This window comes from Pseudomonas sp. TUM22785 (assembly GCF_028198105.1).
Lineage (GTDB): Bacteria > Pseudomonadota > Gammaproteobacteria > Pseudomonadales > Pseudomonadaceae > Metapseudomonas > Metapseudomonas solani.
Genome location: NZ_CP116239.1, coordinates 175,501 through 201,260 on the forward strand (window position 1 = coordinate 175,501; position 25,760 = coordinate 201,260).

Here is a 25,760-nt window from a genome sequence, read left to right on the forward strand (position 1 = left end):
GACCCGGCATGGACTTAGAGGGCCTCGTTGGCCTCGTCATCGAATGCAGCGAACAGCGGCTCGTCTTCGACGATGTCGTCCTGGGCGATCACGTCATAGTCCACAAGGCCGGCAGCGATTTCACGCAGGGCCACAACGGTGGGCTTGTCGTTTTCCCAGGCTACGCGGGGCTCTTTGCCGCCGGTAGCGAGCTGACGGGAACGCTTGGTCGCGAGCATGACCAGCTCGAAGCGGTTATCGACGTTGTCCAGGCAGTCTTCAACGGTAACGCGGGCCATGGTGTTCCTCGTAGCACTAGATTGGGATGCGGAAGCTTTTGCCCGAGTGGGCGAGCGGACTGGATAGTCTAAAAAATCACCAGCATTTATGGAAGCGCTGATTTAACAGCGCTTCCAGGCGGTCAGTCCAGCAACTGCGCCAGCAGCGTGCCGTGGGCCAGCTGTTGCTGCGGCTGCTGCAGGCGGTTGGCGCGGAAGATCGCCTTGAGGTCTTCCAGGGCCACGGTGAAGTCGTCGTTGATCACCAGATAGTCGTACTCGACGTAGTGGCTCATCTCGCTGACGGCCTCGCGCATGCGCCGGTCGATGATCTCGGCGCTGTCCTGGCCACGGTTGTCCAGGCGCTGGCGCAGGGCTTCCTGGCTCGGCGGGAGGATGAACACGGACTTGGCCTGGGGCATCAGGTGGCGCACCTGCTGGGCACCCTGCCAGTCGATCTCGAGGATCAGGTCGAAACCTTCGGCGAGGGTCTTCTGCAGCCAGCGCTGGGAGGTGCCGTAGAGGTTGCCGAAGACCTCGGCGTGCTCGAGAAAGTCACCGTGCTCGAGCATCTGCACGAACTGTTCGCGGCTGACGAAGTGGTAGTTGACGCTGTCTACCTCGCCCGGGCGCATGTCGCGGGTGGTGTGGGAGACCGAGACGCGGATCTGCGGCTCGGCGTCGATCAGGGCCTTGACCAGGCTGGTCTTGCCGGCGCCGGAGGGCGCGGAAACGATGTAGAGGGTGCCGGGAGTGACGCTCATTTGTCTGTCTCTTACTCGATGTTCTGCACTTGTTCGCGCATCTGCTCGATCAACACCTTGAGGTTGACCGCTGCTTGGGTGGAGCGCGAGTCGAAGGCCTTGGAGCCCAGGGTGTTGGCTTCGCGATTGAGTTCCTGCATCAGGAAGTCCAGGCGACGGCCCGCCGCACCGCCTGCCTTGAGCACGCGACGGACTTCGCTGACGTGGGTGCTGAGGCGATCCAGCTCCTCGGCGACGTCGCTTTTCTGTGCCAGCAGCACCAGTTCCTGCTCCAGGCGTTGCGGGTCCAGCTCGGCCTTCATCTCGCCGAAGCGGTCGAGGATCTTCTGGCGCTGGGTGGTGAGCATCTGCGGCACCAGCTTGCGCAGGGCTTCGACCTCTTCGAGGATGCCGTCTAGCCGCTCATTGAGCAGGCGAGCCAGGTCGGCACCTTCACGGGCGCGGCCGTTGCGCAGTTCGTCGAGGGCCTTGGCGAAGAGCTCCAGGGCGGCGGCATTCAGTGCTTGCGGGTCGGCCGCATCGGCCACCAGCACGCCGGGCCAGGCGAGGATTTCCATGGGGTTGAGCGGTGCCGGCTGCTTGACCAGTGCGGCGACGGCTTCGGCGGCTTCGACCAGCTGGGCGGCGCGTTCGCGATCGACCTGCAGGGATTTGCCGGCGTTCTCTTCGGCGAAGCGCAGGGTGCACTCCACCTTGCCGCGGGAGAGGCCCTGACGCAGGGCTTCGCGCACCGCGCCTTCGAGGTCGCGGAAGGATTCGGGCAGGCGCAGGTGGGGCTCGAGGTAGCGGTGGTTGACCGAGCGCAGTTCCCAGCTCAGGGTGCCGTGGGTGCCGGCCTGCTCGACGCGGGCAAAGGCGGTCATGCTGTGCACCATGGGGTTTCCTCTCGGTGATGGCAGGTTCGAAGAGGGCGATTGTAGCCCAGAGCGGCGGCCCTCCCAACGCGGCGATGTCCCAGTGGCCGGCAGCCCTCTATAATGCCCGGCAGTTTTCCCCCTGACAGGTATACCCAGATGAAACGTCCCAGTGGCCGAGTGGCTGACCAGCTGCGTTCGATCCGCATCACCCGCAACTACACCAAGCATGCCGAAGGCTCGGTGCTGGTCGAATTCGGGGATACCAAGGTGATCTGCACCGCCAGCGTCGAATCCGGTGTCCCGCGTTTCCTCAAGGGCCAGGGCCAGGGTTGGTTGACCGCCGAGTACGGCATGCTGCCGCGCGCCACCGGCGAGCGTAACCAGCGCGAGGCCAGCCGTGGCAAGCAGGGTGGTCGCACTCTGGAGATCCAGCGCCTGATCGGCCGTTCGCTGCGCGCTGCGCTGGACATGAGCAAGCTGGGCGAGAACACCATCTACCTGGATTGCGATGTGATCCAGGCCGACGGTGGCACCCGCACTGCCTCCATCACGGGTGCCATGGTGGCCCTGATGGATGCGCTGAAGGTTCTGAAGAAGCGTGGCGCGCTGAAGGGCGAGCCGCTGAAGCAGATGGTTGCCGCCGTGTCCGTTGGCATCTACCAGGGCGAGCCGGTCCTGGACCTCGACTACCTGGAAGACTCCGCGGCCGAGACCGACCTGAACGTGGTCATGACCGATGCCGGCGGTTTCATCGAGGTACAGGGCACCGCCGAAGGCGCGCCCTTCCAGCCGGAAGAGCTGAACGCCATGCTGGCCCTGGCCAAGAAAGGCGTCACCGAGCTGTTCGAGCTGCAGCGCGCCGCGCTGGTCGACTGATCACCCACCCGAGGAAACCCGCATGAATGAGCCAACCCAAGTTCCACAGCCCAACCAGGAAGTTAGGCAATGGGCGATGTTCTGCCATTTCGCCGCTTTCCTCGGTGTGGTGCTGCCCTTCGGCAACCTGCTGGGCCCGCTGATCCTCTGGCAGGTGAAGAAGGACGTCGATCCCTTCATCGACCAGCAGGGCAAGGAAGCGCTGAACTTCCAGATCACCGTCACCCTCGCCGGCCTGGTGTGCATGCTGCTGATGCTGGTGCTGATCGGTTTCGTGCTGCTGCCCCTGGTGGGTCTGGTTGCGCTGGTGCTGACCATCATCGGTGGCATCAAGGCCAACGAAGGCCAGGCCTATCGCTATCCCTTCACCTGGCGTCCGGTGAAGTAGGAGCGCGAGAAACGAAAAAGCCGGCATCAGCCGGCTTTTTTACGGGTGCGACGTCTCAGATGCTCAGCAGCCAGTCGTAGTCGACGATCAGCGGCGCGTGCTGGGAGAAGCGCGGCTGGCGCGGCAGGCGAGCGCTGCGCACGGAGCGACGCATGCCCGGCGTGAGGATGTGGTAGTCGAAACGCCAGCCGAGGTTGAGCATGTCGGCCTGTTCACTGTCGGGCCACCAGCTGTACTGGTCGCCTTCGCGGCTGACTTCGCGCAGCGCGTCCACGTAACCCATGGTGCCGAACACTTCGTCCATCCAGGCGCGTTCGGGCGCGAGGAAGCCGGGCAGCTGCTGGCAGTCGCGCCAGTTCTTCACGTCCAGCTTCTGATGGGCGAGGTAAAGCGAACCACAATAGATGTACTCGCGGCGCTTGCGGCGCTGCTTGTTCAGATAGTGGGTGAAGTCGTCCATGAACTTGAACTTGTGGTTCAGGTTCTCATCGCCGCCCTGGCCCGAAGGCAGCAGCAGGGTAGCGATACTCACTTTGTCGAAATCCGCCTGCAGGTAGCGCCCATAACGATCACAGGTCTCGAAACCGAGACCCCAGATCACTGCCTTGGGTTGCAAACGCGAATAAAGCGCCACGCCGCCTTGGCTTGGCACTTCAGCATCGCTGGCATAGAGGAAATAGCCGTCCAGTTGGAAGGCTGGGTCGTCCAGATCAAAGGCAGAGGCACGGGTGTCTTGCAGGCAGATCACGTCGGCATTCTGTGCTTGCAACCAACTGAGGAGTCCTCGTTCGGCTGCGGCATGAATACCATTCACGTTCACACTGATGATCCGCATAAATGGCCCCCAAAAACTCGTGCGTGTATGATACCCGAGCTCTTTCTATTTAGCTAAATCCGTGCCGTCCGGGGCTTTTACATGCAGGCGTATCAACGCGATTTCATTCGCTTCGCCATCGAACGCGGTGTGCTGCGTTTCGGTGAGTTCACTCTCAAATCCGGGCGTACCAGCCCTTATTTCTTCAATGCCGGCCTGTTCAATAGCGGGCTCGCGCTGTCCCAACTGGGCCGCTTCTATGCGGCGGCAGTGGTCGACAGCGGCATTCCCTTCGATGTGCTCTTCGGGCCCGCCTACAAGGGCATCCCGCTGGCTGCGGCCACGGCCGTGGCTCTGGCCGAACATCACGCGATCGATATCCCCTGGTGCTTCAACCGCAAGGAAGCCAAGGACCATGGCGAGGGCGGCACCCTGGTGGGCGCGCCGCTGGCCGGCCGCGTGCTGATCATCGATGACGTGATCACCGCCGGTACCGCCATCCGCGAAGTCATGCAGATCATCCAGGGCCAGCAGGCCCAGGCCGCCGGCGTGCTCATCGCGCTGAACCGCCAGGAGCGCGGCAAGGGCGAGCTGTCGGCGATCCAGGAAGTCGAGCGTGACTTCGGCATGCCGGTGGTGAGCATCGTTTCCCTGGAACAGGTGCTGGAATATCTCGCAGGTGATGCTGAACTGAAGAAGTATCTGCCGGCAGTGGAAAGCTACCGCGCGAACTACGGAATCTGATTCGCCAACAACGACAGGGTGTCTTCATGCCGAAATCGGGTGCAGTCCGTTTTGCCTTGCTCATGGGTGTGCTGATGCCTGCTCTGGCGCAAGCCGAGCTCTATCGCTACACCAATGACAAGGGCGTGATTGTGCTCGATCGCCTTGGCGTGCCCTCGCAGTACATCGACAAGGGCTATGAAGTCCTCAACGACCAGGGCCGGGTGACCAAGACGGTACCGCCGGCGCCCACCCTGGAAGAGCGCAAGCGCATGCAGGAAGAGAAGGCCCGTGCCGGCTCCGACGCCCAGTTGCTGCGCCTGTACACCAGCGTCGAAGACGTCGACCGTGCCCTGCAGCGCAAGCTGGCGGAGCTCGACGGGGTGATCAGCGTCGCCCGTGGCAACCAGCAGTCCCTGCGTACCCAGCAGGCCAACCTGCAGGCCCAGGCCGCCGACAACGAGCGTGCCGGCCGCCAGGTTCCCGAGCATCTGGTGGCGCAGATCAGCGACCTGCGTGCCGAGCAGCAGCGCCTGGAGCAGGACATCGCCCGCTACCAGCAGGATCGCAAGAACGCCCAGGCCGGCTTCGCCGCCGACCGCGCCCGCCTGGCCCAGCTGCTGCAGCGCTGAGCTTCATTCCTCGGCGGGGTGCCGCTCGAATGCCCTGACTTTCTCCCGCAGCCAGTCCGGCAGCCGCTTGCTGCTGCGGCTCGCATCATCCGCGTGGACATAAACGATCTCGCCGGCCGTCAGCGCCGCTTCGCCGCGCCAGATGCCGATATTGAAGGTGAGGCTCGAGCCACCCAGCCGCCCTACCCTTACGCCGATGGAAAGCTCATCGTCGAAGCGCGCCGGCGCCAGGTATTCCAGCAGCGTGCGCACGGCGAAGAAGTCGCCACCGTCCTGCGCCAAGTCCTCCGGGTAGCGCACGCCCAGGGCGCGGAAGTACTCGGTGATGCCGACGTCGGCGTAGGTCAGGTAGTGGCCGTTGAAGACGATGCCTTGCGGGTCCACTTCAGCCCAGCGCACGCGCAGCGGCATGAAGAAGGTGAAGTCGTTCAGGGAGGGGGGTGCGGCCATCTCGTGCTCCTTGCCGTGAGCAGTCAGCTTCTGCGCAAGGAGGCGGGCCGGCAAGAGCGGTATGGCTGGATCGCGGATGTGAATAAGCCGGATCGCTCCGGCTTATTCGGGTACCGCCTGGGCCTGCTGAAGACTCAGTGACGCTTGCGGTTGCTGATCAGGGTGCCGACGCCGCTGTCGGTGAAGATCTCCAGCAGCACCGCGTTGGGCACGCGGCCATCGATGATGTGCGCGCTGGTCACGCCACCCTGCACCGCTTCGAGGGCGCAGCGGATCTTCGGCAGCATGCCGCCGTAGATGGTGCCGTCGGCGATCAGCTCGTTGACCTGCTCGGTGGAGAGCCCGGTGAGCACCTGGCCCTGCTTGTCCATCAGGCCGGCGATGTTGGTCAGCAACATCAGCTTCTCGGCTTTCAGCGCTTCCGCCACCTTGCCGGCCACCAGGTCGGCGTTGATGTTGTAGGACTCGCCTTCCGGGCCAACGCCGATGGGGGCGATGACCGGGATGAAGTTGCCCTTCACCAGCATGTTCAGCAGCTCGATATTGACCCCGGTGACCTCGCCCACGTGGCCGATGTCGATGATTTCCGGCTGGGTCATCTCCGGCGTCTTGCGGCTGACGGTGAGCTTCTTGGCGCGGATCAGCTCCGCGTCCTTGCCGGTCAGGCCGATGGCGCTGCCGCCATGGCGGTTGATCAGGTTGACGATGTCCTTGTTCACCTGGCCGCCGAGGACCATTTCCACGACGTCCATGGTCTGCGCGTCGGTGACGCGCATGCCGTCGATGAAGTGGCTCTCGATGGACAGGCGCTTGAGCAGATCGCCGATCTGCGGCCCGCCACCGTGCACGACCACCGGGTTGATGCCCACGGCCTTCATCAGGACCATGTCGCGGGCGAAGCCGGCTTTCAGCTCGTCGCTTTCCATGGCGTTGCCGCCGTATTTCACGACCAGGGTCTTGCCGACGAAGCGGCGAATGTACGGCAACGCTTCGGACAGGACCTGGGCGACTTGGGATGCGGCGTCACGGCTGAGGGTCATGCAGGGCTCCGGTGGATCAGAACGGCAGGTTGATATCGGGGGCTACGGTGTAGAGCTGGGCGCGGAACACTTCCTTGATGCGCTCGAGCTCCTCCTCGGTGTCCGCTTCGAAGCGCAGTACCAGCACCGGCGTGGTGTTGGAGGCGCGCACCAGGCCCCAGCCCTTGGGATAGTCGACGCGCACGCCGTCCAGGGTGGTGAGGTTGGCGTCGCCCCAGGTGCCGTCGCGCTGCAGGCGCTCGATCAGGCGGAACTTGCTCTCGTCGGTAACGGTGATGTTGATCTCCGGCGTCGAGATGTCGCTGGGGAAGGCGGAGAACACGTGCTCGGCGTCGCGCTTGTCCTGGCTGAGGATCTCCAGCAGACGGGCGGCACTGTAGATGCCGTCGTCGAAGCCGAACCAGCGCTCCTTGAAGAAGATGTGGCCGCTCATCTCGCCGGCCAGCAGTGCGCCGGTTTCCTTCATCTTTTTCTTGATCAGCGAATGGCCGGTCTTCCACATCACCGGGCGGCCGCCGTAGCCACTGATGAGGGCGGTCAGGCGGCGGGTGCATTTGACGTCGAAGATGATGTCGGCGCCCGGGTTGCGGGAAACCACGTCCTTGGCGAAGAGCATCAGCAGGCGGTCGGGGTAGATGATGGTGCCCTGGTTGGTCACCACGCCGACGCGGTCGCCGTCGCCGTCGAAGGCCAGGCCCAGGTCGGCCTTCTCTTCCTTCACCTTGGCGATCAGGTCGACCAGGTTCTCGGGCTTGCCCGGGTCCGGGTGGTGGTTGGGGAAGGTGCCGTCCACGTCGCAGTAGAGCGGGATGACGGTGCAGCCCAGGGCTTCGATCAGTTGCGGGGCGATCACGCCGGCCACGCCGTTGCCGCAGTCCACCACCACCTTCATGGGCTTGGCCATGGCGATGTCGTCGCGGATCTGCTTGAAGTAGCGGTCGAGGATTTCGACCTGCTCGACACTGCCGACGCCGCTGGCCAGGTCGTTTTCCTTGATGCGGGTGTGCAGCGCGGTGATCTGCTCGTTGGCCAGGGTCTCGCCGGCGACGACGATCTTGAAGCCGTTGTAGTCCGGCGGGTTGTGGCTGCCGGTGAGCATCACGCCGGATTTGCCGGCCAGCACGTTGGCGGCGTAGTAGAGCACCGGGGTCGGTACCATGCCGACGTCGGTGACCTGGCAGCCGCAGTCCAGCAGGCCCTGGATCAGTGCCTGCACCAGTTCGGGGCCGGACAGGCGGCCGTCACGGCCGACCGATACGGCGGGCTCGCCGCGGGCGAGGCTTTCGGAGCCAATGGCACGGCCTACCCAGTAGGCGGTTTCGGCGGTCAGGGTGTCGCCGACCACGCCACGGATGTCGTAGGCGCGGAAGATGCTGGCGGGCAGGTTGGGTGCGGCTTGCGGGGTGCTCATGACGGGGGCTTGCTCCAATCCCAGGAGGTCCTGGTCTTCGTCGAGGATGTCGATATCGAGGATGTCGGTATCTTGGAAAAGCGGATCGGCCAACACGGGTGGCTCGATCATCTTGGCCGGGGCAGGGGTAACCGCCTGGCCGGGTTGCCGATCGCCGTTAGCGCTGCCCGCCGCCGGCTCCGGCTTGCGCCGTGACTGCCGGGTGAGCGACTGGGCCAGGGCGTCAAGCGCCGACAGGCGCAGACTGAAGGCTTTGACGCTTTTGCCGCTGGAGAGTTCTTGCACCAGTTGGTTGAGCTGGATCACATCTGCATGCAGCTTGCGATTGAAGCCGCCACGCAGCAGGTACAGGCCAATCAGGGCGCCGGCCAGGGCCAGGAGCGCGGCCACCGCCAGCAGGAGGGGGGACATGCCCGAATCGCTCAGTTGCGGGCCGGGAATGAACGACAGCTTCCAGTTGGGGTTGCCGGTGTTCAGGGCGATGGGCACGCCTTCGGCCTGGGCGCCACGCAGGGTCAGGGTCTGGGCCGGGGCGTTGCCGAACTGCTGGGTGAACTGCAGCTGGCCGACACCGTCGGGCAGCGGTGCGAGGGCGCCGAGCAGGCGGTCGAGGTCGACCACCAGCAGCAGGGTGCCCTGGATCGGCGAACTGTCGGTCAGGCGCAGCGGTGCGGCGCTGTAGACCAGCCAGCGCTGGCCGACCCGGTAGGCTTCCGGCGCGGGCTTCTGGCCGGCTTCGACACGGCGCAGCATGTCCAGGGCGGCGAAGTTCATCGGTGCCGCGCGCTGGCTGTTCTGCTGGGCCTGGCCGGGCAGGTTGAGGTGGGCGTCGACCACGGCGTTCCAGTAGCCGAGGCCGCGCTCGGCCGCCTGCACCTGGGCGGTGTCGGCGCTGTTGAGCGCTTCGGCCAGCGCCGGGTTGCGGGCGGCGGCGGCGGTGTCGGCGACCAGTTGCGCCAGGGCCTGGCGCAGGGCGCTGGCCTGGCTTTCACCCCAGGCCTGGCTGAGCTGGTTGCGTTGGGTCTGCTGGGCGCCGTTGATCAGTGCGGCCCAGAGCAGCACGCCGGCGGCGGCCACGCCCAGTGCCGCAGCGATGGCGCCGGGCAGCAGGTCGCCCAGGCCCTTGTCACGGACAGGTTTGTTCTTTTCGGCAGGGCTGGCCAGGATCTCGGTGTCGGCATCCTTGGCGCTGCGCTTGAAGAGTTTCACTGAAGGTCTCCCCCGCGGATCATCCTGAAGTCGTTCCGGATCAGTGGCTGCCGGAGTGCCCGAAGCCGCCCGCGCCGCGCTGGCTCTCGTCGAACTCGTCGACCAGCTCGAAGTGCGCCTGCACGACTGGCACCAAGACTAGCTGAGCGATGCGCTCGCCGATGGCGATGGTGAAGGCGCTCTGGCCACGGTTCCAGCAGGAGACCATCAGCTCGCCCTGGTAGTCGGAGTCGATCAGGCCGACCAGGTTGCCCAGCACGATGCCGTGCTTGTGGCCCAGGCCCGAGCGCGGAAGGATCAGCGCGGCGAGGCCCGGGTCGGCGATGTAGATGGACAGGCCGGTGGGGATCAGCACGGTCTGGCCCGGTTCCAGGGTCAGGTCTTCCTTGAGCATGGCGCGCAGGTCGAGGCCGGCGGAGCCCGGCGTGGCGTACTGGGGCAGCGGGAAGTCGCGGCCGATGCGGGGGTCGAGGATCTTGGCTTGCAATGAGTGCATGGGGTCTCAGGCCTGGTTGAGGCGATCGGCGATGAAGGCGATCAGCTGGCGGGCGATCTTGCCCTTGCTGGTCTGGGCGAAGCTGTTCTGGTGCAGCGCGCGATCGATGATGGTGATCGCGTTTTCCTCGCTGTTGAAGCCGATGCTGGGGTTGGCCACATCGTTGGCGACGATCAGGTCGAGGTTCTTGTCCTTGAGCTTGCGCGAGGCGTACTCGAGCAGGTTCTCGGTCTCGGCGGCGAAGCCGACGCTGAAGGGGCGATCGGCGCGCCCGGCGAGGGTCGCGAGGATATCCGGGTTGCGCACCAGTTGCAGCAGCAGGCCTTCGCCGCTGGTGGGGTCCTTCTTCATTTTGTGCGCCGCGACCACTTCCGGGCGGTAGTCGGCCACGGCGGCCGCGGCGATCAGCAGGTCGCAGGGCATCGCCGCTTCGCAGGCCGCGAGCATGTCGCGGGCACTGACCACATCGATGCGGTTGACCCGGTCCGGCGTCGGCAGGTGCACGGGGCCGGTGATCAGGGTGACCTTGGCGCCCGCCTCCACCGCAGCTTCGGCGAGGGCGAAGCCCATCTTCCCGGAGCTGTGGTTGGTGATGTAGCGCACCGGGTCGATGTTTTCCTGGGTCGGGCCGGCGGTGATCAGCACGTGGCGGCCGGTCAGGGCCTTGTGCTGGAACAGGTCGGCGGCCAGCTGGGCGAGCTGGTCGGCTTCGAGCATGCGGCCGAGGCCGACGTCGCCACAGGCCTGGCTGCCGGATGCCGGCCCGAACAGGTGCAGGCCACGCTTGGCGAGGGCTTCGGCGTTGGCCTGGGTCGCCGGGTCGCGCCACATGGCCTGGTTCATCGCCGGGGCCAGGGCAACCGGTGCGTCGGTGGCCAGCACCAGGGTGGTCAGCAGGTCATCGGCCACGCCCTGGGTCAGGCGGGCCATGAGGTCGGCGGTGGCGGGGGCGATGAGCACCAGGTCGGCCCAGCGTGCCAGCTCGATATGGCCCATGGCCGCTTCGGCAGCGGTGTCGAGCAGGTCGAGGTGTACCGGGTGGCCGGAAAGGGCCTGGAGGGTCAGCGGGGTGATGAATTCGCGCCCGCCATGGGTCATCACGACCCGTACTTCCGCGCCCTGGTCGCGCAGGCGGCGAACCAGCTCCGCGCTCTTGTAGGCCGCAATGCCGCCGCCCACGCCCAGTACGATGCGTTTCCGATAGAGCCGCTGCATAGGCCTGCCTTATGGATGTTTAGATTGCGCAGCGGCGACGACGCCTCCCCAGGCCAATCGCCGCGCAAAAAAGGTGGATTAAGATAGCACAGCGACCGCATGGGAACAGCGGTGCGCTCAACCACGGAGGTGCCATGAGCATTCGTCACTGGCCTGCGGCGGAGCGGCCGCGGGAGAAGCTTCTAGAGCAGGGCGCGGCGGCCCTCACCGACGCCGAACTCCTCGCCATATTCCTGCGTATCGGGGTGGCCGGGCAGAGCGCGGTGGACCTCGCCCGCCATCTGCTCAATGACTTCGGTGGCCTGCGCCTGCTGCTGGAGGCGGACATCGATTCCTTCTGCAGCCGCCTCGGCCTCGGGCCGGCCAAATACGCCCAGCTGCAGGCCGTGCTGGAGATGTCGCGTCGGCACCTGGCCGAAGGGCTGCGCCGCAATTCGGTGTTGGAAAGTCCGCAGACGGTGCGCGATTACCTGAAGGCGCAGCTGCGCCATGAACCCCATGAGCTGTTCGGTTGCCTGTTCCTCGACTCGAAGCACCGGGTGCTGGCCTTCGAGGTGCTGTTCCATGGCTCCATCGACGGAGCCAGCGTCTATCCGCGCCAGGTGGTCAAGCGGGCCCTGGCGCACAACGCGGCCGCGCTGATCCTCACCCACAACCACCCTTCCGGGGTTGCCGAACCCAGCCAGGCGGATCGCCTGCTGACCCAGCGTCTGCAGGAGGCCCTGGCACTGGTCGAGGTGCGGGTGCTCGACCACTTCGTGGTGGGAGATGGCGAGCCGCTGTCGATGGCCGAGTACGGCTGGCTCTAGCGCGTGTCGTCGACCCGGCGCTGGATGGCGGCCAGCAAACGCCGGCGGATCAGTCCGCTGGCCGGGCGTATGGCCAGCCAGTAGGGCGTGAACAGCAGGCGGCTGCGCCGATCCGGGCAATAGACCCGGGTTTCGGTGTGCAGGGTCGTGCGGCCATCCGCGCCGGGGCTGCAGTGAAAGCTCAGAACCAGCTTGGCGACGCCGGGCTCGGCATAGGCGTCGAAGGCACTGGCGTCGCTGACCGGCTGCAAGCCGAAGTCGCTGCGCCAGAAGCGCCCGATGAGCCCATAGGCCAGGGCGCGATCGGCGTCCCGTTCCAGCAGGGTGAATTCGTGCAGGCCAAAGGTGGCGCGGCCCTTGAGGCTGTTGCGCCACCCAAGTGCGCCGGCCAGGCGTGCCGGCGCTTCGCGGATATACAGCAGGGTGCGCACCAGCGGGTCGTCATGCACGGCGAGTTCGCCGACCGCATCCAGTGCCTGGCGTGGCGTTGCCCGCAGTGGCAGCTGGTGCCGCTCGACGAACTGGAACTGCGGCAGGTAGCGCTGGCTCAGCTCCATCAGGGTTTCACGCTGACGTGGGAAAAGTCCTGGCGACCGAAGGGATTGGCCTGGTAGCCCTCGACGCCGGCGCGGGTCAGGGCGAAGGCGGTGGGATGGGCCAGCGGCAGCCACAGCGCCTGTTCCTGGATGATGCGCTGCGCCTTTATATAGAGGGTCGTGCGTTCGGCTTGGTCAGCGAGGCCCTTGCCGTCGCTGATCAGCTTGTCCAATTCGGCGTCGCAATAGCGTGCGAAGTTGAGCCCCGATTGCACCGAGGCGCAGGAAAACTGCGGGGTGAGGAAGTTGTCCGGGTCGCCGTTGTCGCCGGCCCAGCCCATGAACAGCAGATCATGCTCGCCGGCCTTGGCGCGGCGGATCAGCTCGCCCCATTCGATCACGCGGATCTCGGCCTGGATGCCCACCTTGCCCAGGTCCGCCTGCAGCAGCTGGGCGCCGAGGCTGGGGTTGGGGTTCAGCAGGCTGCCGGAAGGTCGGGTCCAGATCGTGGTCTTGAAACCATCCTTGAAGCCGGCCTCCGCGAGCAGCGCGCGTGCCTTCTCCGGGTCATGGGCGTAGCCGGGCAGGTCTTTGGCATAGCTCCAGGTATTGGGCGGATAGGGGGCGTTGGCGGCGCTCGCGCTGCCTTCGAACACGGCTTTGAGGTAGCTCTGCTTGTCGAAGGCCAGGTTGATGGCCTGGCGCACCTTGGTCTGGTCCAGCGGCGGGTGCTGGCTGTTGATGCCGATGAAGGCGGTCATGAAGGCCGATGTCTGCACCACCTTGAGCGCGGCGTCCTTGCTCGCCGCCTGGACATCCAGCGGCTTGGGCGACAGGGCGATCTGGCATTCACCGCGGCGCAGCTTCTGCAGGCGCACATTGGCGTCCGGGGTGATGGCGAAGATCAGGCCGTCCACCGCCGGCTTGCCGGCGAAATAGTCCGGGTTGGCGCTATAGCGCACCACGGCGTCCTTCTGGAAGCGCTTGAAGACGAAGGGGCCGGTGCCGATCGGCTGGGCGTTGAGCTTCTCCGGCGTGCCGGCCTTCATCAGTTGCTCGGCGTATTCGGCCGAATAGATGGAGGCGAAGCCCATGCTCAGGGTGGCGAGGAAGGTGGCGTCGGGCTTGTTCAGGGTGAAGCGCACCTGCAGTGGCGCGACCTTGTCGATGGACTTGATCAGTTGCGGCAGCTGCATCGACTGGGCGTGGGGGAAGCCGCTCTGGGCGACCTTGTGCCAGGGGTTGGCCGCATCGAGCATGCGCTGGAAGCTGAACAGCACGTCATCGACATCCAGCTCGCGGCCGGGCTTGAAGTACTCGGTGGCGTGGAAGCGTACACCGGGGCGCAGGGTGAAGGTGTAGGCCAGGCCGTCGGGGGAGACCTCCCAGCTCTGCGCCAGCCCGGGCACCAGCTCGCCACGCTGGGCATCGAACTCCACCAGGCGGTTCATCAGCACATCGGCGGATGCATTGGTGGTGGTCAGCGAGTTGTACTGCACCACGTCGAAGCCTTCGGGGCTGGCCTCGGTGCAGACGCTCAGGCTGGCCGCCTGGGCGAACAGCGGGGCGAGCAGCAGGGGAAGGGCGGCGAATCGCATGGGCAGGCTCCATTTGCGGTGGCCCTGGCCGGTGGCGGCGGGCGGAGGCCCTACGCTAGACCATGGCCAGGAGCGGGGCAATGCGCTTCTGGCGACGAGCGGTTATTTTCTGCGCGGCCCGCGTCGCTGCGGTTGCAGGCCCCTCGCGGTAGGGCACCGCTTTCGGCAAAGTGGTGCAGTCCTTGCTGCACTAGGGGGTTTCTGATATAAAGCAGCGCTCTTTTCTAGGGGCCCGGTCTTTCGCAGTCTGTGTGTGGCCGGTAAGACCCTGACGAGACGGGCGCTAAAACGCCCACAAGTGAGAGTTCAAGCGGCCAACCCATGCCGGGTTGGGCATGAGGTTTAGAGGGCTGAGGCATGTCTAGAGTCTGTCAAGTAACCGGTAAGGGTCCGGTTACCGGGAACAACGTTTCCCACGCTAACAACAAAACCCGTCGTCGTTTCCTGCCGAACCTGCAGCACCACCGCTTCTGGGTCGAGTCCGAGAAGCGCTTCGTGCGTCTGCGCGTTTCCGCCAAGGGCATGCGCATCATCGACAAGCGTGGTATCGACGTAGTCCTGTCCGAGCTGCGTGCTCGCGGCGAGAAGGTATAAGGAGCTAATCATGCGTGAACTGATCCGTTTGGTGTCCAGCGCCGGTACCGGCCACTTCTACACCACCGACAAGAACAAGCGCACTACTCCCGACAAGATCGAAATCAAGAAATTCGATCCGGTCGTGCGTAAGCACGTGATCTACAAGGAAGCCAAGATCAAGTAATTGATCCGGCCCTTGCCGAAGAAGCCCGCCTACATGGCGGGCTTTTTCATGCCCGCGATTTGTCGTCCGGCCTTTCCCGCGCCCATAAAAAAGCCCGCTTGCGCGGGCTCAAGGGGATTACGAGCTTCTGGAGGTGAAGCGGTGGATCATTTGGCCTGTTCGAAGATCACGTAGACCTTGCGGCAGGCCTCGAGCACTTCCCAGGTGCCGGAGAAGCCGGCGGGAATGACGAAGCGGTCACCGGCGCGAACGGTCTTGGCGTTGCCGTCGGCGTCACGCAGGACGGAAACGCCCTGGAGGATCTCGCAGTATTCGTGTTCGGTGTAGCTGACGGTCCAGTGGCCGACTGCGCCTTCCCAGATGCCCACGTTGAACTGCCCGCAGGGGCTGCCGTAGTGGTTGCGCACGCTCTGCTCCGGGTCGCCCTTGAGGACTTTCTCGGGGGCTGGGCGGTAGCGCTCGGCGGCGGCTGGGCTGTTGGCGAAGTCGACGATGGATTCGATGTTCATGGCGGTTCCGTTGCAGCTGGCGGGTGGTCCGCGCCCGGCGGACCTGTTTTTTATTCTGCCCGGTTGTCGGCAGCTTTCCCTCTCCCCTTGGGAAGCAAGGAAAACGCCAGGGCGATCCGATCCGCAGTCTATGTTTAATAAAACGAACATGACAAGGGCGTTTGCTGGAATTTTGTCAAAAATATTGAAAACCCAGGGCCCTCTGGTTTAGGGTTGCGATCAGGTTCGGCCGCATGCTGGCCTTGCAGAATTCTTGACAGTGCCGGAGCCAGGATCCGGCACTTTTCTACTAATAAGAGGAATGCCCCATGACCATCCTGACTCGTGCCGACTGGGAACAGCGCGCCAAGTCCCTGCAGATCGAAACCCGTGCCTTCGTCCATGGCGAGTACACCCACGCCGTCTCCGGCGCGACCTTCGACTGCATCAGCCCGGTGGATGGGCGCGTGCTGGGTCAGGTCGCCAGCTGTGACCTGGCCGATGCCGAGCTGGCGGTGAAGGACGCCCGCGCCGTCTTCGAGTCCGGTGTCTGGTCGCGCCTCGCGCCCACCGCGCGCAAGGAGGTGATGATCCGCTTCGCCGACCTGATCGACGCCCATGGCGAAGAGCTGGCGCTGCTGGAAACCCTGGACATGGGCAAGCCGATCAGCGACTCGCTGAACATCGACGTCTCCAGCGCTTCCCGCGCCATCCGCTGGAGCGGCGAGGCCATCGACAAGATCTACGACGAAGTCGCGGCCACCCCGCACAACGAGCTGGGCCTGGTGACCCGTGAGCCGGTCGGCGTGGTCGCCGCCATCGTGCCCTGGAACTTCCCCCTGCTGATGACCTGCTGGAAGCTCGGCCCGGCGCTGTCCACCGGCAACTCGGTGGTGCTCAAGCCGTCCGAGAAGTCGCCGCTGACCGCCATCCGCATCGCCCAGCTGGCCATCGAGGCCGGCATCCCCGCCGGCGTGTTCAACGTGCTGCCGGGTTTCGGCCACACCGTGGGCAAGGCCCTGGCCCTGCACATGGACGTCGACACCCTGGTGTTCACCGGCTCCACCAAGATCGCCAAGCAACTGATGATCTATGCCGGCGAATCCAACATGAAGCGCGTCTGGCTGGAAGCCGGCGGCAAGAGCCCGAACATCGTCTTCGCCGACGCGCCTGACCTGCAGGCCGCCGCCGAGGCCGCCGCGGGCGCCATCGCCTTCAACCAGGGCGAGGTCTGCACCGCTGGCTCGCGCCTGCTGGTGGAGCGTTCGATCAAGGACAAATTCGTGCCCATGGTGGTCGCGGCGATCAAGACCTGGAAGCCGGGCAACCCGCTGGACCCGGAAACCAACGTCGGTGCGCTGGTCGACACCACCCAGATGAACAACGTGCTGTCCTACATCCAGGCCGGCCATGACGACGGCGCCAAGCTGGTGGCCGGCGGCAAGCGCGTAATGGAAGAGACCGGCGGCACCTACGTCGAGCCGACCATCTTCGACGGCGTGGACAACGCCATGCGCATCGCCAAGGAAGAGATCTTCGGCCCGGTGCTTTCGGTCATCGCCTTCGACGACGTGGCGGATGCCATCGCCATCGCCAACGACACCGTCTACGGCCTGGCCGCTGCGGTCTGGACCAGCAACCTGTCCAAGGCCCACCTGACCGCCAAGGCGCTGCGTGCCGGCAGCGTCTGGGTCAACCAGTACGACGGTGGCGATATGACCGCGCCCTTCGGCGGCTTCAAGCAGTCGGGCAACGGCCGCGACAAGTCGCTGCACGCGTTCGACAAGTACACCGAGCTGAAATCCACCTGGATCAAGCTCTGAAAAAGGGCGGCATGACCGCCTGACAAGGTCCGCCTTCCTTCGGGAGGCCGGCTCCCCTGGAGCCACACCTGCGGCCGGGTTTCCTTCACAGGAGCCCGGCCGCTTTTGCTTTTCTGCCTGCCAGAATCCCCCGGGATGCTGGCCCATGGAACGGAGGACACCGCCATGCGTTGGGGGACCTACTTCGCCGTCTGCGGCGCGGTGATCAGCATCGGGCTCGCGCTGGGCGTGACCATGCCCCTGGTCTCGTTGCGCCTGGAAAGCTGGGGCTATGACGCCTTCGCCATCGGCGTGATGGCCGGCACCCCGGCGGTGGGCGTGCTGCTCGGCGCTTCCCTGGCCGGGCGCCTCGCCGCGCGCTTCGGCACCACTCCCCTGATGCAGCTGTGCCTGCTGGTCAGTGCCGTTTCGGTGGCGATGCTGGCGCTGGTGCAGAGCTACCCCATCTGGCTGGCCCTGCGCCTGTTCATCGGCGTGGCGCTGACGGTGGTGTTCATCCTCGGCGAGAGCTGGATCAACCAGTTGGCCGTGGAAAAGTGGCGCGGGCGCCTGGTGGCGCTCTACGGCACCGGCTACGCCCTGAGCCAGCTGTCCGGGCCGCTGCTGCTCAGCGTGCTGGGTACCGGCAACGACCTCGGCTTTTGGACAGGTACCGGCCTGCTGGTGGGCGGCTCGCTGTTGCTGCTGGGACGCACTGGTGCGCCCAGCGTGGACGCCCACAGCGCCTCGGGGCGCGGCCTGCTGACCTTCTGTGCACGGTTGCCGACCATTGCCTGGGCGGTGGTGCTGTTCGCCGCCTTCGAGGCGATGATGCTGACCCTGCTGCCCATCTACGGCCTGCGCCAGGGCTTCAACCAGGAAGTGGCGTTGCTGATGGCCAGCGTGGTGGTGGTCGGCGATGCCGCCTTGCAGCTGCCCATCGGCCTGCTGGCGGACCACATGTCGCGACGTACGCTGTTCCGCGGCTGCGGGCTGGCCCTGCTGCTGTCCAGCCTGAGTATTCCCCTGTTCCTGCACACGCCGCTGATCTGGCCGATCTGGGTGATATTCGGTGCCAGCGCGGGCGGGCTCTTCACCCTGGCGCTGATCCTTATCGGCGAGCGCTACCGGGATGACGAACTGGTCCGCGCCAACGCCCATGTCGCCCAGCTCTGGGGCATCGGCTGCCTGATCGGCCCGCTCGTCACCGGTGCCGCCAGCCAGTGGATCAGCGGCCATGCACTGCCGCTGATGATGGCCATAGGCGCAGCCGGTTTCGTCTGGCTGGCCTGGACCCGCGAGCTGTTCGACGACGAGGGTGGCGAGCCGGCCGTGACCGGCAACCCCTGATTCAGAGCATCCGCTCCAGGCCCACGCGCTCGGCGAACCAGGCGTTGAAATGCCGCCACAGGCTGCCCGGCTCGCGTCGCAGCACCTGCTGGCGGCCGCCCTCCTCCGTCACCCACTCCATGCCGCCATCCGGCCGCAGGCGCACCTGGTAGCTGCGCCCGGGGCTCATGCCCTCCAGGGCCAGGCGGCGCAGGTGTGCGCTCAGTTCCGGGCTGTCGATCAGCACACCGACCTCGGTGTTCCACAGCACCGAGCGCGGGTCGAAGTTGAAGGAGCCGATGAAGGCGTGGCGCTGGTCGAGGATCATCGCCTTGCTGTGCAGGCTGGAGTTGGAAGAGCCGCTGAAACTGTACTCGCCGCTGCCGGCGCCATCTCCGGCCTGGCGACGCAGCTCGAACAAGCGGACGCCATGCTCCAGCAGCCGCTGGCGATAGGGTGCGTAGCCGCCATGCACGGCGGGCACGTCGGTGGCCTCCAGGGCGTTGGTCAGCAGGCGGATATCGACGCCGGCGTCGGCCTTGCCGACGAGGTAGTCCATGCCCTCCCGGGCGGGCACGAAGTAGGCCGAGATCAGCACCAGGTCCTGCTTCACCCCGGCCAGCACCGGTTGCAACTGGTTGGCCAGCAGCAGATGTGGATCGGGCGTGCCGCTGGCCAGCACCTTGCTCGGCGCGTCCCACAGGGCGCTGGCCGGTGCCCAGATCAGTTCGCGCAGCCAGAGGTCGATGCGCGGGTCGTCACGGTAGGTATGCAGCCGGTCGTACAGGGTCTTCTGCTGTACTCGCGCTTCGGCCAGGTAGCCCCGCAGGCGCTGGCGCGCCTCGTCCAGCTCCTGGCGTTGCGGCTGGCGCCAGAGGAACTGCTGGATGGGCTTGCTCAGCGCGCTGTTCCAGTACTGGTCGAAGCTCTGCCCCAGCTGTTCCGCCACCGGGCCGATGGCCAGCAGGTCGATGTCGGTGAAGTGGAGGCTGGGCTCGGCGTCGAAGTACTCATCTCCCAGGTTGCGCCCGCCGACGATGGCCGCCGCGTTGTCGGCCAGCCACAGCTTGTTGTGCATGCGACGGTGCTGCTGGCCTAGGTCCAACGCCCGGCCGAGGGTCCGGGTGGCACCGGTGACGCGGCCAAGATGCAGGGGGTTGAACAGCCGCACCTGGATGTTCGGGTGCGCGGTCAGCAGCGCGATGCTGGCGTCGCGGCCGTCGCTGCTGGTGTCGTCGAGCAGCAGGCGCACACGCACGCCGCGGTCGGCAGCGCGTAGCAGTTCGTCGAACAGGGCGCGGGTGGAGAGGCCGTCATGGACGATGTAGTACTGCAGGTCGAGGCTGCTGCGGGACGAGCGGATCAGCTCGGCGCGGGCGCTGTACGCCTCGTTGCTGGCGGGCAGCAGGCGGAAGCCGGATTGCCCTGGGTGCGCTGCTGCCAGCGCTTGCAGGCGCTGGCCGAAGGGCGACTCGGCAGCGGCGATCGCCTGGCTGGGCGGTGCCGGGGGCGGGCTGGCGCAGCCGCCGAGTGCGGCCAGCAGGCAGATGAATAGCAGGGGGATGCGCACGTCGGCCTCCGACTCGCCGGGTCCTTGAGCTCAGACGCCAGCGCAGCCGGAAGATTCAGGCAGCCCGCGCGTAGCGCGGGCCGAGGGTCATTTGGCCAGGCTGTTGCCGACGCTTTCCTTGATCCGGTACCAGAGCATGCCGAGGGCCAGCAAGGGCGAGCGCAGCAGTTTGCCGCCGGGGAAGGTGATGTGCGGCACCTTGGCGAACACGTCGAAACCGTTGCTCTGCTCGCCGCTGATGGCTTCGGCCAGCAGCTTGCCCGCCAGGTGGGTGGCGTTGACCCCGTGGCCCGAGTACGCCTGGGCGAAGTAGACGTTGGGTTGGTCCGGCAGGCGGCCGATCTGCGGCAGGCGGTTGGCACCGATACCGATCATCCCGCCCCACTGGTAGTCGATGCGCACATCGGCCAGCTGGGGGAAGACGTCCAGCATCTTTGGCCGCATATAGGCGGCGATATCCGCGGGGTCGCGGCCGGAATAGTGGCAGGCGCCGCCGAACAGCAGGCGGTTGTCGGCGGAGAGGCGGTAATAGTCCAGGGCCACGCGCTGGTCGCACACCGCCATGTTCTGCGGCAGCAGCTGCCGGGTGAGCGCCTCGGGCAGTTGCTCGGTGGCAATCACGTAGCTGCCCGCCGGCAGCACCTTGCCGCCGAGTGTGGGGTTGAGGTCGTTGAGGTAGGCGTTGCAGCCGAGCACTAGGGTCTTCGCGCGGACCTGGCCCTGGGCGGTGTGCACCTTCACTTCCGGGCCGTAATTGATGCGCAGTACCGCCGAGTGCTCGAAGATGCGCACGCCCAGCGAGCTGGCGGCGGCGGCTTCGCCCAGGGCCAGGTTGAGCGGGTGCAGGTGGCCGGACCCCATGTCGATCAGGCCGCCGGCGTAGCGATCGGAGCCCACCACGCTGCGCATTTCGCCCGGTTGCAGCAGGCGCATTTCGTGGCGGTAGCCGAGGGTCTTCAGGTCTTCCAGGTCTTCGGCGAAGCCGGCAAGGTCACGGGCGGTGTTGGCCAGGTCGCAATAGCCCCAGGTCAGGTCGCAGTCGATGGCGAATTCTTCCACCCGTTGGCGCACCAGTTCCACCGCCTCCAGGCCCATCAGCTTGAGGGCGCGGACGCCGTCCTTGCCCACCACCGATTCGAAGTGCTCGACATCATGGCCGACCCCGCGGATCAGCTGGCCGCCGTTGCGCCCGCTGGCGCCCCAGCCGACCTTGTGCGCTTCCAGCAGCACCACCGAGAAGCCGCGTTTGGCCAGTTCGATAGCCGTGTTCAGCCCGGAGAAGCCACCGCCGACGACGCAGACGTCGGCCACCTCCTCGCCCGCCAGCGGCGGATGTTCGATACGACGGTTGGCGGTCGCGGCGTAGTAGGAGGGGGCGTGCTGGTCGCTGTGGACCGGATGGCGAACGCGGGCGTTCATGTGCGGAATCCTGATTATTGTGTTTGGAAAATTTGACGGAGGATAAGCACGAAGCACGCCAACCGCCAAGGGGCGCCCAGGAAAAATCCCTGTGCCTCGCAGGCAACTATCGGCAGGGGCGTCGGCGCCCCCGGCTTCACTCGGGAATGGGCAGGTTGAGGGATTCCTTGACCTCTTCCATCACGATGTAGGACTTCGACTCGCGCACGTGCGGCAGCTTCAACAGGATGTCGCCGAGCAGCTTGCGGTAGGAGGCCATTTCGTTGATCCGCGCCTTCACCAGGTAGTCGAAATCGCCGGAAACCAGGTGGCATTCGAGTACATGGGGCAGCTTCAGCACGGCGCGGCGGAAGTCCTCGAACGTATCGCCGGACTTGTAGTCTAGGCTGATCTCGACGAACACCAGCAGGCTCGCCTTGAGGTGCTGCGGGTTCAGCCGGGCGTTGTAGCCCATGATGATCCCCTCGCGCTCCAGGCGACGTACGCGTTCGGTGCAGGGAGTGGTGGACAGGCCGACCCGTTCGCCCAGCTCGGTGAAGGAGATACGTCCGTCTTCCTGGAGAATTCGTAAAATATTCCGGTCTATCTTGTCTAACTCACGACGCGATTGATGCTGGGTACGCATGGTGGATGCCCCTCCGCAAAAGCCGTATTGGCCAAGAATTATCGCCAAATATAGCTGGCTATATAGTGAATATCACTGGGGCGCTCTTCATATACTGCGCGGCATCTACGCTCAAAATAACAAACGCAGCGGTTACCCCGTTTGCGCTGGAGGCAGACATGCGAGTGATGGTGCTGGGCAGCGGTGTGATCGGTACGGCGAGTGCCTACTATCTGGCCCGGGAAGGCTTCGAAGTCGTGGTGGTCGATCGGCAGAGCGCCGTCGCCATGGAAACCTCCTTCGCCAACGCCGGCCAGGTCTCCCCCGGCTATGCCTCGCCCTGGGCCGCTCCCGGCGTGCCGCTGAAGGCCATCAAGTGGCTGCTGCAGAAGCACGCGCCCCTGGCCATCAAGGCCACTGGCGACATCGGCCAGTACCTGTGGATGGCGCAGATGCTGCGTAACTGCACCGCCGCCCGCTACGCGGTGAACAAGGAGCGCATGGTGCGCCTGTCCGAGTACAGCCGCGACTGCCTCGACGAACTCCGTGCCGAAACCGGCATCGCCTATGAAGGCCGCCAGCTCGGCACCACCCAGCTGTTCCGCACCCAGGCCCAGCTCGATGCCGCCGCCAAAGACATCGCCGTGCTGGAAAGCTCCGGCGTGCCCTATGAAGTGCTCGACCGTGCCGGCATCGCCCGTGCCGAGCCGGCCCTGGCCAAGGTCACCGAAAAGCTGGCCGGCGCCCTGCGCCTGCCCAACGACCAGACCGGCGACTGCCAGATGTTCACCACCCGCCTCGCCGAGATGGCCCGTGGCCTGGGCGTGGAATTCCGCTTCGGCCAGGACATCCAGCGCCTGGACTTCGCCGGTGATCGCATCAACGGCGTGTGGATCGACGGCAAGCTGGAGACCGCCGACCGCTACGTGCTGGCCCTCGGCAGCTACAGCCCGCAGCTGCTCAAACCGCTAGGCATCAAGGCGCCGGTGTACCCGCTCAAGGGTTACTCGTTGACCGTGCCCATCACCAACCCGGACATGGCGCCCGCCTCGACCATCCTCGACGAGACCTACAAGGTCGCCATCACCCGCTTCGACGACCGCATCCGCGTGGGCGGTATGGCCGAGATCGCCGGCTTCGACCTGTCGCTTAACCCGCGTCGCCGCGAAACCCTGGAAATGATCACCGCCGACCTCTACCCCCAGGGCGGCGACCTGACTCGCGCCGAGTTCTGGACCGGCCTGCGCCCGGCGACCCCGGACGGCACGCCGATCGTGGGCGCGACCCCGTTCCGCAACCTGTTCCTGAATACCGGACACGGTACCCTTGGCTGGACCATGGCCTGCGGTTCCGGCCGCCTGCTCGCCGACCTGATGGCGCGCAAGCGTCCGCAGATCAGCGCCGAAGGCCTGGACATCTTCCGTTATGGCAACACCAAGGAGAGCCAGAAACATGTCACTACAGCGCCTGCGCACTGAAGCCCGCTACAGCGAGATCGTCATCCACAACGGCACCGTCTACCTGGCGGGCCAGCTGGATGAAGCGCTTAACCCGGGCATCGAGCGCCAGACCCGCGAAACCCTGGATGCCGTCGACCGCATGCTCGCCGAAGCCGGCACCGACAAGAGCCGCATCCTCTCGGTGACCATCTACCTGAAGGACATCGACGCGGACTACGCCGGCATGAACGCCGTGTGGGACGCCTGGGTCGCCAAGGGCGCCGCCCCGGCCCGTGCCTGCGTCGAGGCGAAGATGTACTCGCCCGAGGTGCTGGTGGAAATGACCGTGGTCGCCGCCTTGCCCTGAACCCTTGCTCTGCCCGGCGTCCGCGCCGGGTTTTTCATATAACCAGAAGAAGCCTTTGCCATGCGTCCCGCCCGTGCCCTGATCGACCTCGAAGCGCTGCGCCACAACTACCGTCTCGCCCGCGAAACCACCGGTGCCAAGGCACTGGCCGTGGTCAAGGCGGATGCCTACGGGCATGGCGCGGTGCGGTGCGCCCAGGCGTTGCAGGCGGAAGCCGACGGTTTCGCCGTGGCCTGCATAGAGGAAGCACTGGAGCTGCGCGATGCCGGCATCGTCGGCCCCATCCTGCTGCTGGAGGGTTTCTTCGAAGCCGATGAGCTGTCGCTGATCGAGCGCTACGACCTCTGGTGCGTGGTGCATTCCACCTGGCAACTCGAGGCCATCGAGCGCGCCAGCCTGAGCCGCCCGTTGACGGTGTGGCTGAAGATGGATTCGGGCATGCACCGCGTGGGCCTGCACCCGGCGGAATACCGCGACGGTTACCAGCGCCTGATGGCCAGCGGCAAGGTCGGCAAGATCGTGCTCATGAGCCACTTCGCCCGTGCCGACGAACTGGACAGCGACAGCGCCGCCGAGCAGGTGGCGGTCTTCGAGCAGGCCCGTGCCGGCCTCGCCGCCGAGATCAGCCTGCGCAACTCGCCCGCCGTGCTCGGCTGGCCGCAGGTGCCGAGCGACTGGGTGCGCCCCGGCATCATGCTCTACGGCGCAACGCCCTTCGAGCAGGCCCATGAGCTGGCCTCGCGCCTGAAGCCGGTGATGACCCTGGAGTCCAAGGTCATCAGCGTGCGCGAACTGCCCGCCGGCCAACCGGTCGGCTACGGCGCGCGCTTCATCACCGAGCGCCCGACGCGCGTCGGCGTGGTCGCCATGGGTTATGCCGACGGCTATCCCCGCCATGCGCCCACCGGCACCCCGGTGGCCATCGACGGGCAGCTGTCGCGGCTGATTGGCCGAGTGTCCATGGACATGCTCACTGTCGACCTCACCGACCTGCCCCAGGCCGGGCTCGGCAGCCGGGTCGAGTTCTGGGGTGGCCAGGTCCTGGCCAGCGATGTCGCCATCCAGGCCGGCACCATTCCCTACCAGATCTTCTGCAACCTGCGCCGGGTGCCGTTGATCTACCGCTGAAGCGGCTCTGAAAGAGCCATCTACGCAGCTGATGATGGTTCAAATAATTGATTTTCCTCGGGGTTTTCCGGGGTGGTGAAAGTTTGCGCAGGATTTACGGCCGAAGTGTTGTAAATACTGAACGCTGGCCGCATCATACGGCCACCGTGACCACCCCCCTCAACAAGAATCCCAAGGAGGATCCCACCATTGGACGTCGGTGTTCGACTGCAATCCATCCGCAAGCTCAAAGGCCTCTCCCAGCGTGAACTCGCCAAACGTGCAGGCGTAACAAACAGCACGATTTCCATGATTGAAAAGAACAGCGTCAGCCCCTCCATCAGTTCGCTGAAGAAGGTGCTCGGGGGCATCCCCATGTCGCTGGTGGAATTCTTTTCCCTCGATCTGGAACAGGACAACCAGACCCAGGTGGTCTACCGGGCTTCCGAACTTACCGATATCTGCAGTGGTGCGATCACCATGAAGCTGGTGGGCAAGGCCCATCCGAGTCGCGCGATCGCCTTCCTCGACGAAACCTACCCGCCGGGCACCAACACCGGTGACGAGATGTATGCCCATGAGGGCGAAGAGGCCGGGATGCTGGTGGAGGGCCGTCTCGAGCTCACCGTCGGCAACGAGCTGTTCATCCTCGAACCGGGCGACAGCTACTACTTCGAAAGCAGCAAGCCGCACCGTTTCAGCAATCCCTTCGACGTTCCGGCCCGCCTGATCAGCGCGACCACGCCGGCCAACTTCTAGTCCGTTCCAACCTCCGGCGCGTGGCTTCGTGAGCCACTGCG

At 65.6% G+C, this 25,760-nt stretch carries 28 protein-coding genes; 13 read left to right on the forward strand and 15 right to left on the reverse strand.

Annotated elements, in window-relative coordinates; all coding sequences use genetic code 11:
• Positions 1-14: 14 nt before the first annotated feature.
• The 3 genes from rpoZ to PI990_RS00840 all read right to left on the reverse strand — a co-directional run bounded on the left by rpoZ (position 15) and on the right by PI990_RS00840 (position 1,896).
• Positions 15-278, reverse strand: a complete 264-nt coding sequence (gene rpoZ / locus PI990_RS00830) for a DNA-directed RNA polymerase subunit omega (RefSeq protein WP_021218914.1) — start codon at positions 276-278, stop codon at positions 15-17.
• Between the two features lie 122 nt (positions 279-400).
• Complete coding sequence (gene gmk / locus PI990_RS00835; RefSeq protein ID WP_021218915.1) at positions 401-1,021, reverse strand: guanylate kinase; 621 nt, start codon at positions 1,019-1,021, stop codon at positions 401-403.
• Between the two features lie 11 nt (positions 1,022-1,032).
• Positions 1,033-1,896, reverse strand: coding sequence for a YicC/YloC family endoribonuclease (locus PI990_RS00840; RefSeq protein ID WP_271659580.1), 864 nt, complete (start codon positions 1,894-1,896; stop codon positions 1,033-1,035).
• A 138-nt stretch (positions 1,897-2,034) separates the two neighbouring features.
• On the opposite strand from PI990_RS00840, the gene rph reads away from it, so the two are divergent.
• Together rph and PI990_RS00850 are read left to right on the forward strand one after the other, a co-directional pair.
• On the forward strand, positions 2,035-2,754 hold the full coding sequence (gene rph / locus PI990_RS00845; RefSeq protein WP_021218917.1) for a ribonuclease PH: 720 nt from the start codon (positions 2,035-2,037) through the stop codon (positions 2,752-2,754).
• 22 nt (positions 2,755-2,776) lie between these two features.
• The gene (locus PI990_RS00850; RefSeq protein WP_031287525.1) at positions 2,777-3,142 is read left to right on the forward strand and encodes a DUF4870 domain-containing protein; all 366 of its coding nucleotides are present in this window, start codon (positions 2,777-2,779) and stop codon (positions 3,140-3,142) included.
• Positions 3,143-3,197: 55 nt separating this feature from the next.
• On the opposite strand, the gene PI990_RS00855 is transcribed toward PI990_RS00850, so the two are convergent.
• The gene (locus PI990_RS00855) at positions 3,198-3,977 is read right to left on the reverse strand and encodes an exodeoxyribonuclease III (RefSeq protein WP_031287526.1); all 780 of its coding nucleotides are present in this window, start codon (positions 3,975-3,977) and stop codon (positions 3,198-3,200) included.
• An 81-nt stretch (positions 3,978-4,058) separates the two neighbouring features.
• Between PI990_RS00855 and pyrE the strand changes: the two genes are divergently transcribed.
• Both pyrE and PI990_RS00865 read left to right on the forward strand, forming a co-directional pair.
• Positions 4,059-4,700, forward strand: coding sequence for an orotate phosphoribosyltransferase (gene pyrE / locus PI990_RS00860; protein WP_021218920.1), 642 nt, complete (start codon positions 4,059-4,061; stop codon positions 4,698-4,700).
• A 26-nt stretch (positions 4,701-4,726) separates the two neighbouring features.
• On the forward strand, positions 4,727-5,311 hold the full coding sequence (locus tag PI990_RS00865) for a hypothetical protein (protein ID WP_043240978.1): 585 nt from the start codon (positions 4,727-4,729) through the stop codon (positions 5,309-5,311).
• Positions 5,312-5,314: 3 nt separating this feature from the next.
• Here PI990_RS00865 and PI990_RS00870 read toward each other — a convergent pair whose 3' ends face one another.
• The 5 genes from PI990_RS00870 to coaBC form a co-directional block, all read right to left on the reverse strand.
• Positions 5,315-5,761 (reverse strand): acyl-CoA thioesterase, encoded by a 447-nt coding sequence (locus tag PI990_RS00870; protein ID WP_271659581.1) that lies wholly within the window; start codon positions 5,759-5,761, stop codon positions 5,315-5,317.
• 134 nt (positions 5,762-5,895) lie between these two features.
• Positions 5,896-6,801, reverse strand: coding sequence for an acetylglutamate kinase (gene argB, locus PI990_RS00875; RefSeq protein WP_021218923.1), 906 nt, complete (start codon positions 6,799-6,801; stop codon positions 5,896-5,898).
• A 16-nt stretch (positions 6,802-6,817) separates the two neighbouring features.
• On the reverse strand, positions 6,818-9,421 hold the full coding sequence (locus tag PI990_RS31475) for a phosphomannomutase/phosphoglucomutase (protein WP_442969310.1): 2,604 nt from the start codon (positions 9,419-9,421) through the stop codon (positions 6,818-6,820).
• 40 nt (positions 9,422-9,461) lie between these two features.
• Positions 9,462-9,917 (reverse strand): dUTP diphosphatase, encoded by a 456-nt coding sequence (gene dut, locus PI990_RS00885; protein ID WP_021218925.1) that lies wholly within the window; start codon positions 9,915-9,917, stop codon positions 9,462-9,464.
• A gap of 6 nt (positions 9,918-9,923) precedes the next feature.
• Positions 9,924-11,132 carry a bifunctional phosphopantothenoylcysteine decarboxylase/phosphopantothenate--cysteine ligase CoaBC gene (gene coaBC / locus PI990_RS00890; protein WP_021218926.1) on the reverse strand — a complete coding sequence of 403 codons (1,209 nt, stop codon included), beginning with the start codon at positions 11,130-11,132 and terminating at the stop codon, positions 9,924-9,926.
• A gap of 134 nt (positions 11,133-11,266) precedes the next feature.
• Here coaBC and radC point away from each other — a divergent pair, with 134 nt between their 5' ends.
• Positions 11,267-11,941 carry a RadC family protein gene (gene radC, locus PI990_RS00895; RefSeq protein ID WP_021218927.1) on the forward strand — a complete coding sequence of 225 codons (675 nt, stop codon included), beginning with the start codon at positions 11,267-11,269 and terminating at the stop codon, positions 11,939-11,941.
• Here radC and PI990_RS00900 read toward each other — a convergent pair.
• Together PI990_RS00900 and PI990_RS00905 are read right to left on the reverse strand one after the other, a co-directional pair.
• Positions 11,938-12,498 (reverse strand): DUF2867 domain-containing protein, encoded by a 561-nt coding sequence (locus tag PI990_RS00900; protein WP_271659582.1) that lies wholly within the window; start codon positions 12,496-12,498, stop codon positions 11,938-11,940. The genes radC and PI990_RS00900 overlap by 4 nt on opposite strands.
• On the reverse strand, positions 12,498-14,075 hold the full coding sequence (locus PI990_RS00905) for an ABC transporter substrate-binding protein (protein ID WP_271659583.1): 1,578 nt from the start codon (positions 14,073-14,075) through the stop codon (positions 12,498-12,500). The genes PI990_RS00900 and PI990_RS00905 overlap by 1 nt, the downstream gene beginning before the upstream one ends.
• A 357-nt stretch (positions 14,076-14,432) precedes the next feature.
• On the opposite strand from PI990_RS00905, the gene rpmB reads away from it, so the two are divergent.
• Positions 14,433-14,669, forward strand: coding sequence for a 50S ribosomal protein L28 (gene rpmB, locus PI990_RS00910; RefSeq protein ID WP_021702024.1), 237 nt, complete (start codon positions 14,433-14,435; stop codon positions 14,667-14,669).
• Positions 14,670-14,679: 10 nt separating this feature from the next.
• Positions 14,680-14,835 carry a 50S ribosomal protein L33 gene (rpmG, locus tag PI990_RS00915; RefSeq protein WP_003457707.1) on the forward strand — a complete coding sequence of 52 codons (156 nt, stop codon included), beginning with the start codon at positions 14,680-14,682 and terminating at the stop codon, positions 14,833-14,835.
• Positions 14,836-14,981: 146 nt separating this feature from the next.
• Here rpmG and PI990_RS00920 read toward each other — a convergent pair whose 3' ends face one another.
• Entirely contained in the window at positions 14,982-15,344 is a 363-nt protein-coding gene (locus tag PI990_RS00920) for a cupin domain-containing protein (RefSeq protein WP_271659584.1), read from the reverse strand.
• Between the two features lie 308 nt (positions 15,345-15,652).
• Here PI990_RS00920 and PI990_RS00925 point away from each other — a divergent pair, with 308 nt between their 5' ends.
• Positions 15,653-17,146 (forward strand): aldehyde dehydrogenase, encoded by a 1,494-nt coding sequence (locus PI990_RS00925; RefSeq protein ID WP_271659585.1) that lies wholly within the window; start codon positions 15,653-15,655, stop codon positions 17,144-17,146.
• A gap of 165 nt (positions 17,147-17,311) precedes the next feature.
• Positions 17,312-18,475: an MFS transporter gene (locus PI990_RS00930; RefSeq protein WP_037021609.1), complete on the forward strand. Its 1,164-nt coding sequence runs from the start codon at positions 17,312-17,314 to the stop codon at positions 18,473-18,475.
• A gap of 1 nt (position 18,476) precedes the next feature.
• On the opposite strand, the gene PI990_RS00935 is transcribed toward PI990_RS00930, so the two are convergent.
• The 3 genes from PI990_RS00935 to PI990_RS00945 form a co-directional block, all read right to left on the reverse strand.
• Positions 18,477-20,024: a phospholipase D family protein gene (locus PI990_RS00935; protein ID WP_271659586.1), complete on the reverse strand. Its 1,548-nt coding sequence runs from the start codon at positions 20,022-20,024 to the stop codon at positions 18,477-18,479.
• 87 nt (positions 20,025-20,111) lie between these two features.
• Entirely contained in the window at positions 20,112-21,443 is a 1,332-nt protein-coding gene (locus PI990_RS00940) for an NAD(P)/FAD-dependent oxidoreductase (protein WP_271659587.1), read from the reverse strand.
• A 136-nt stretch (positions 21,444-21,579) separates the two neighbouring features.
• Positions 21,580-22,068 carry an Lrp/AsnC ligand binding domain-containing protein gene (locus PI990_RS00945; RefSeq protein ID WP_031287530.1) on the reverse strand — a complete coding sequence of 163 codons (489 nt, stop codon included), beginning with the start codon at positions 22,066-22,068 and terminating at the stop codon, positions 21,580-21,582.
• A 158-nt stretch (positions 22,069-22,226) separates the two neighbouring features.
• Between PI990_RS00945 and dadA the strand changes: the two genes are divergently transcribed.
• The 4 genes from dadA to PI990_RS00965 all read left to right on the forward strand — a co-directional run bounded on the left by dadA (position 22,227) and on the right by PI990_RS00965 (position 25,719).
• On the forward strand, positions 22,227-23,525 hold the full coding sequence (gene dadA / locus PI990_RS00950; RefSeq protein WP_271659588.1) for a D-amino acid dehydrogenase: 1,299 nt from the start codon (positions 22,227-22,229) through the stop codon (positions 23,523-23,525).
• Complete coding sequence (locus PI990_RS00955; RefSeq protein WP_184488262.1) at positions 23,500-23,853, forward strand: RidA family protein; 354 nt, start codon at positions 23,500-23,502, stop codon at positions 23,851-23,853. The genes dadA and PI990_RS00955 overlap by 26 nt, the downstream gene beginning before the upstream one ends.
• A gap of 60 nt (positions 23,854-23,913) precedes the next feature.
• Positions 23,914-24,981: an alanine racemase gene (gene alr / locus PI990_RS00960; protein ID WP_184488263.1), complete on the forward strand. Its 1,068-nt coding sequence runs from the start codon at positions 23,914-23,916 to the stop codon at positions 24,979-24,981.
• 189 nt (positions 24,982-25,170) lie between these two features.
• On the forward strand, positions 25,171-25,719 hold the full coding sequence (locus PI990_RS00965) for a cupin domain-containing protein (protein ID WP_021218943.1): 549 nt from the start codon (positions 25,171-25,173) through the stop codon (positions 25,717-25,719).
• The last annotated feature ends 41 nt before the right edge of the window (positions 25,720-25,760 follow it).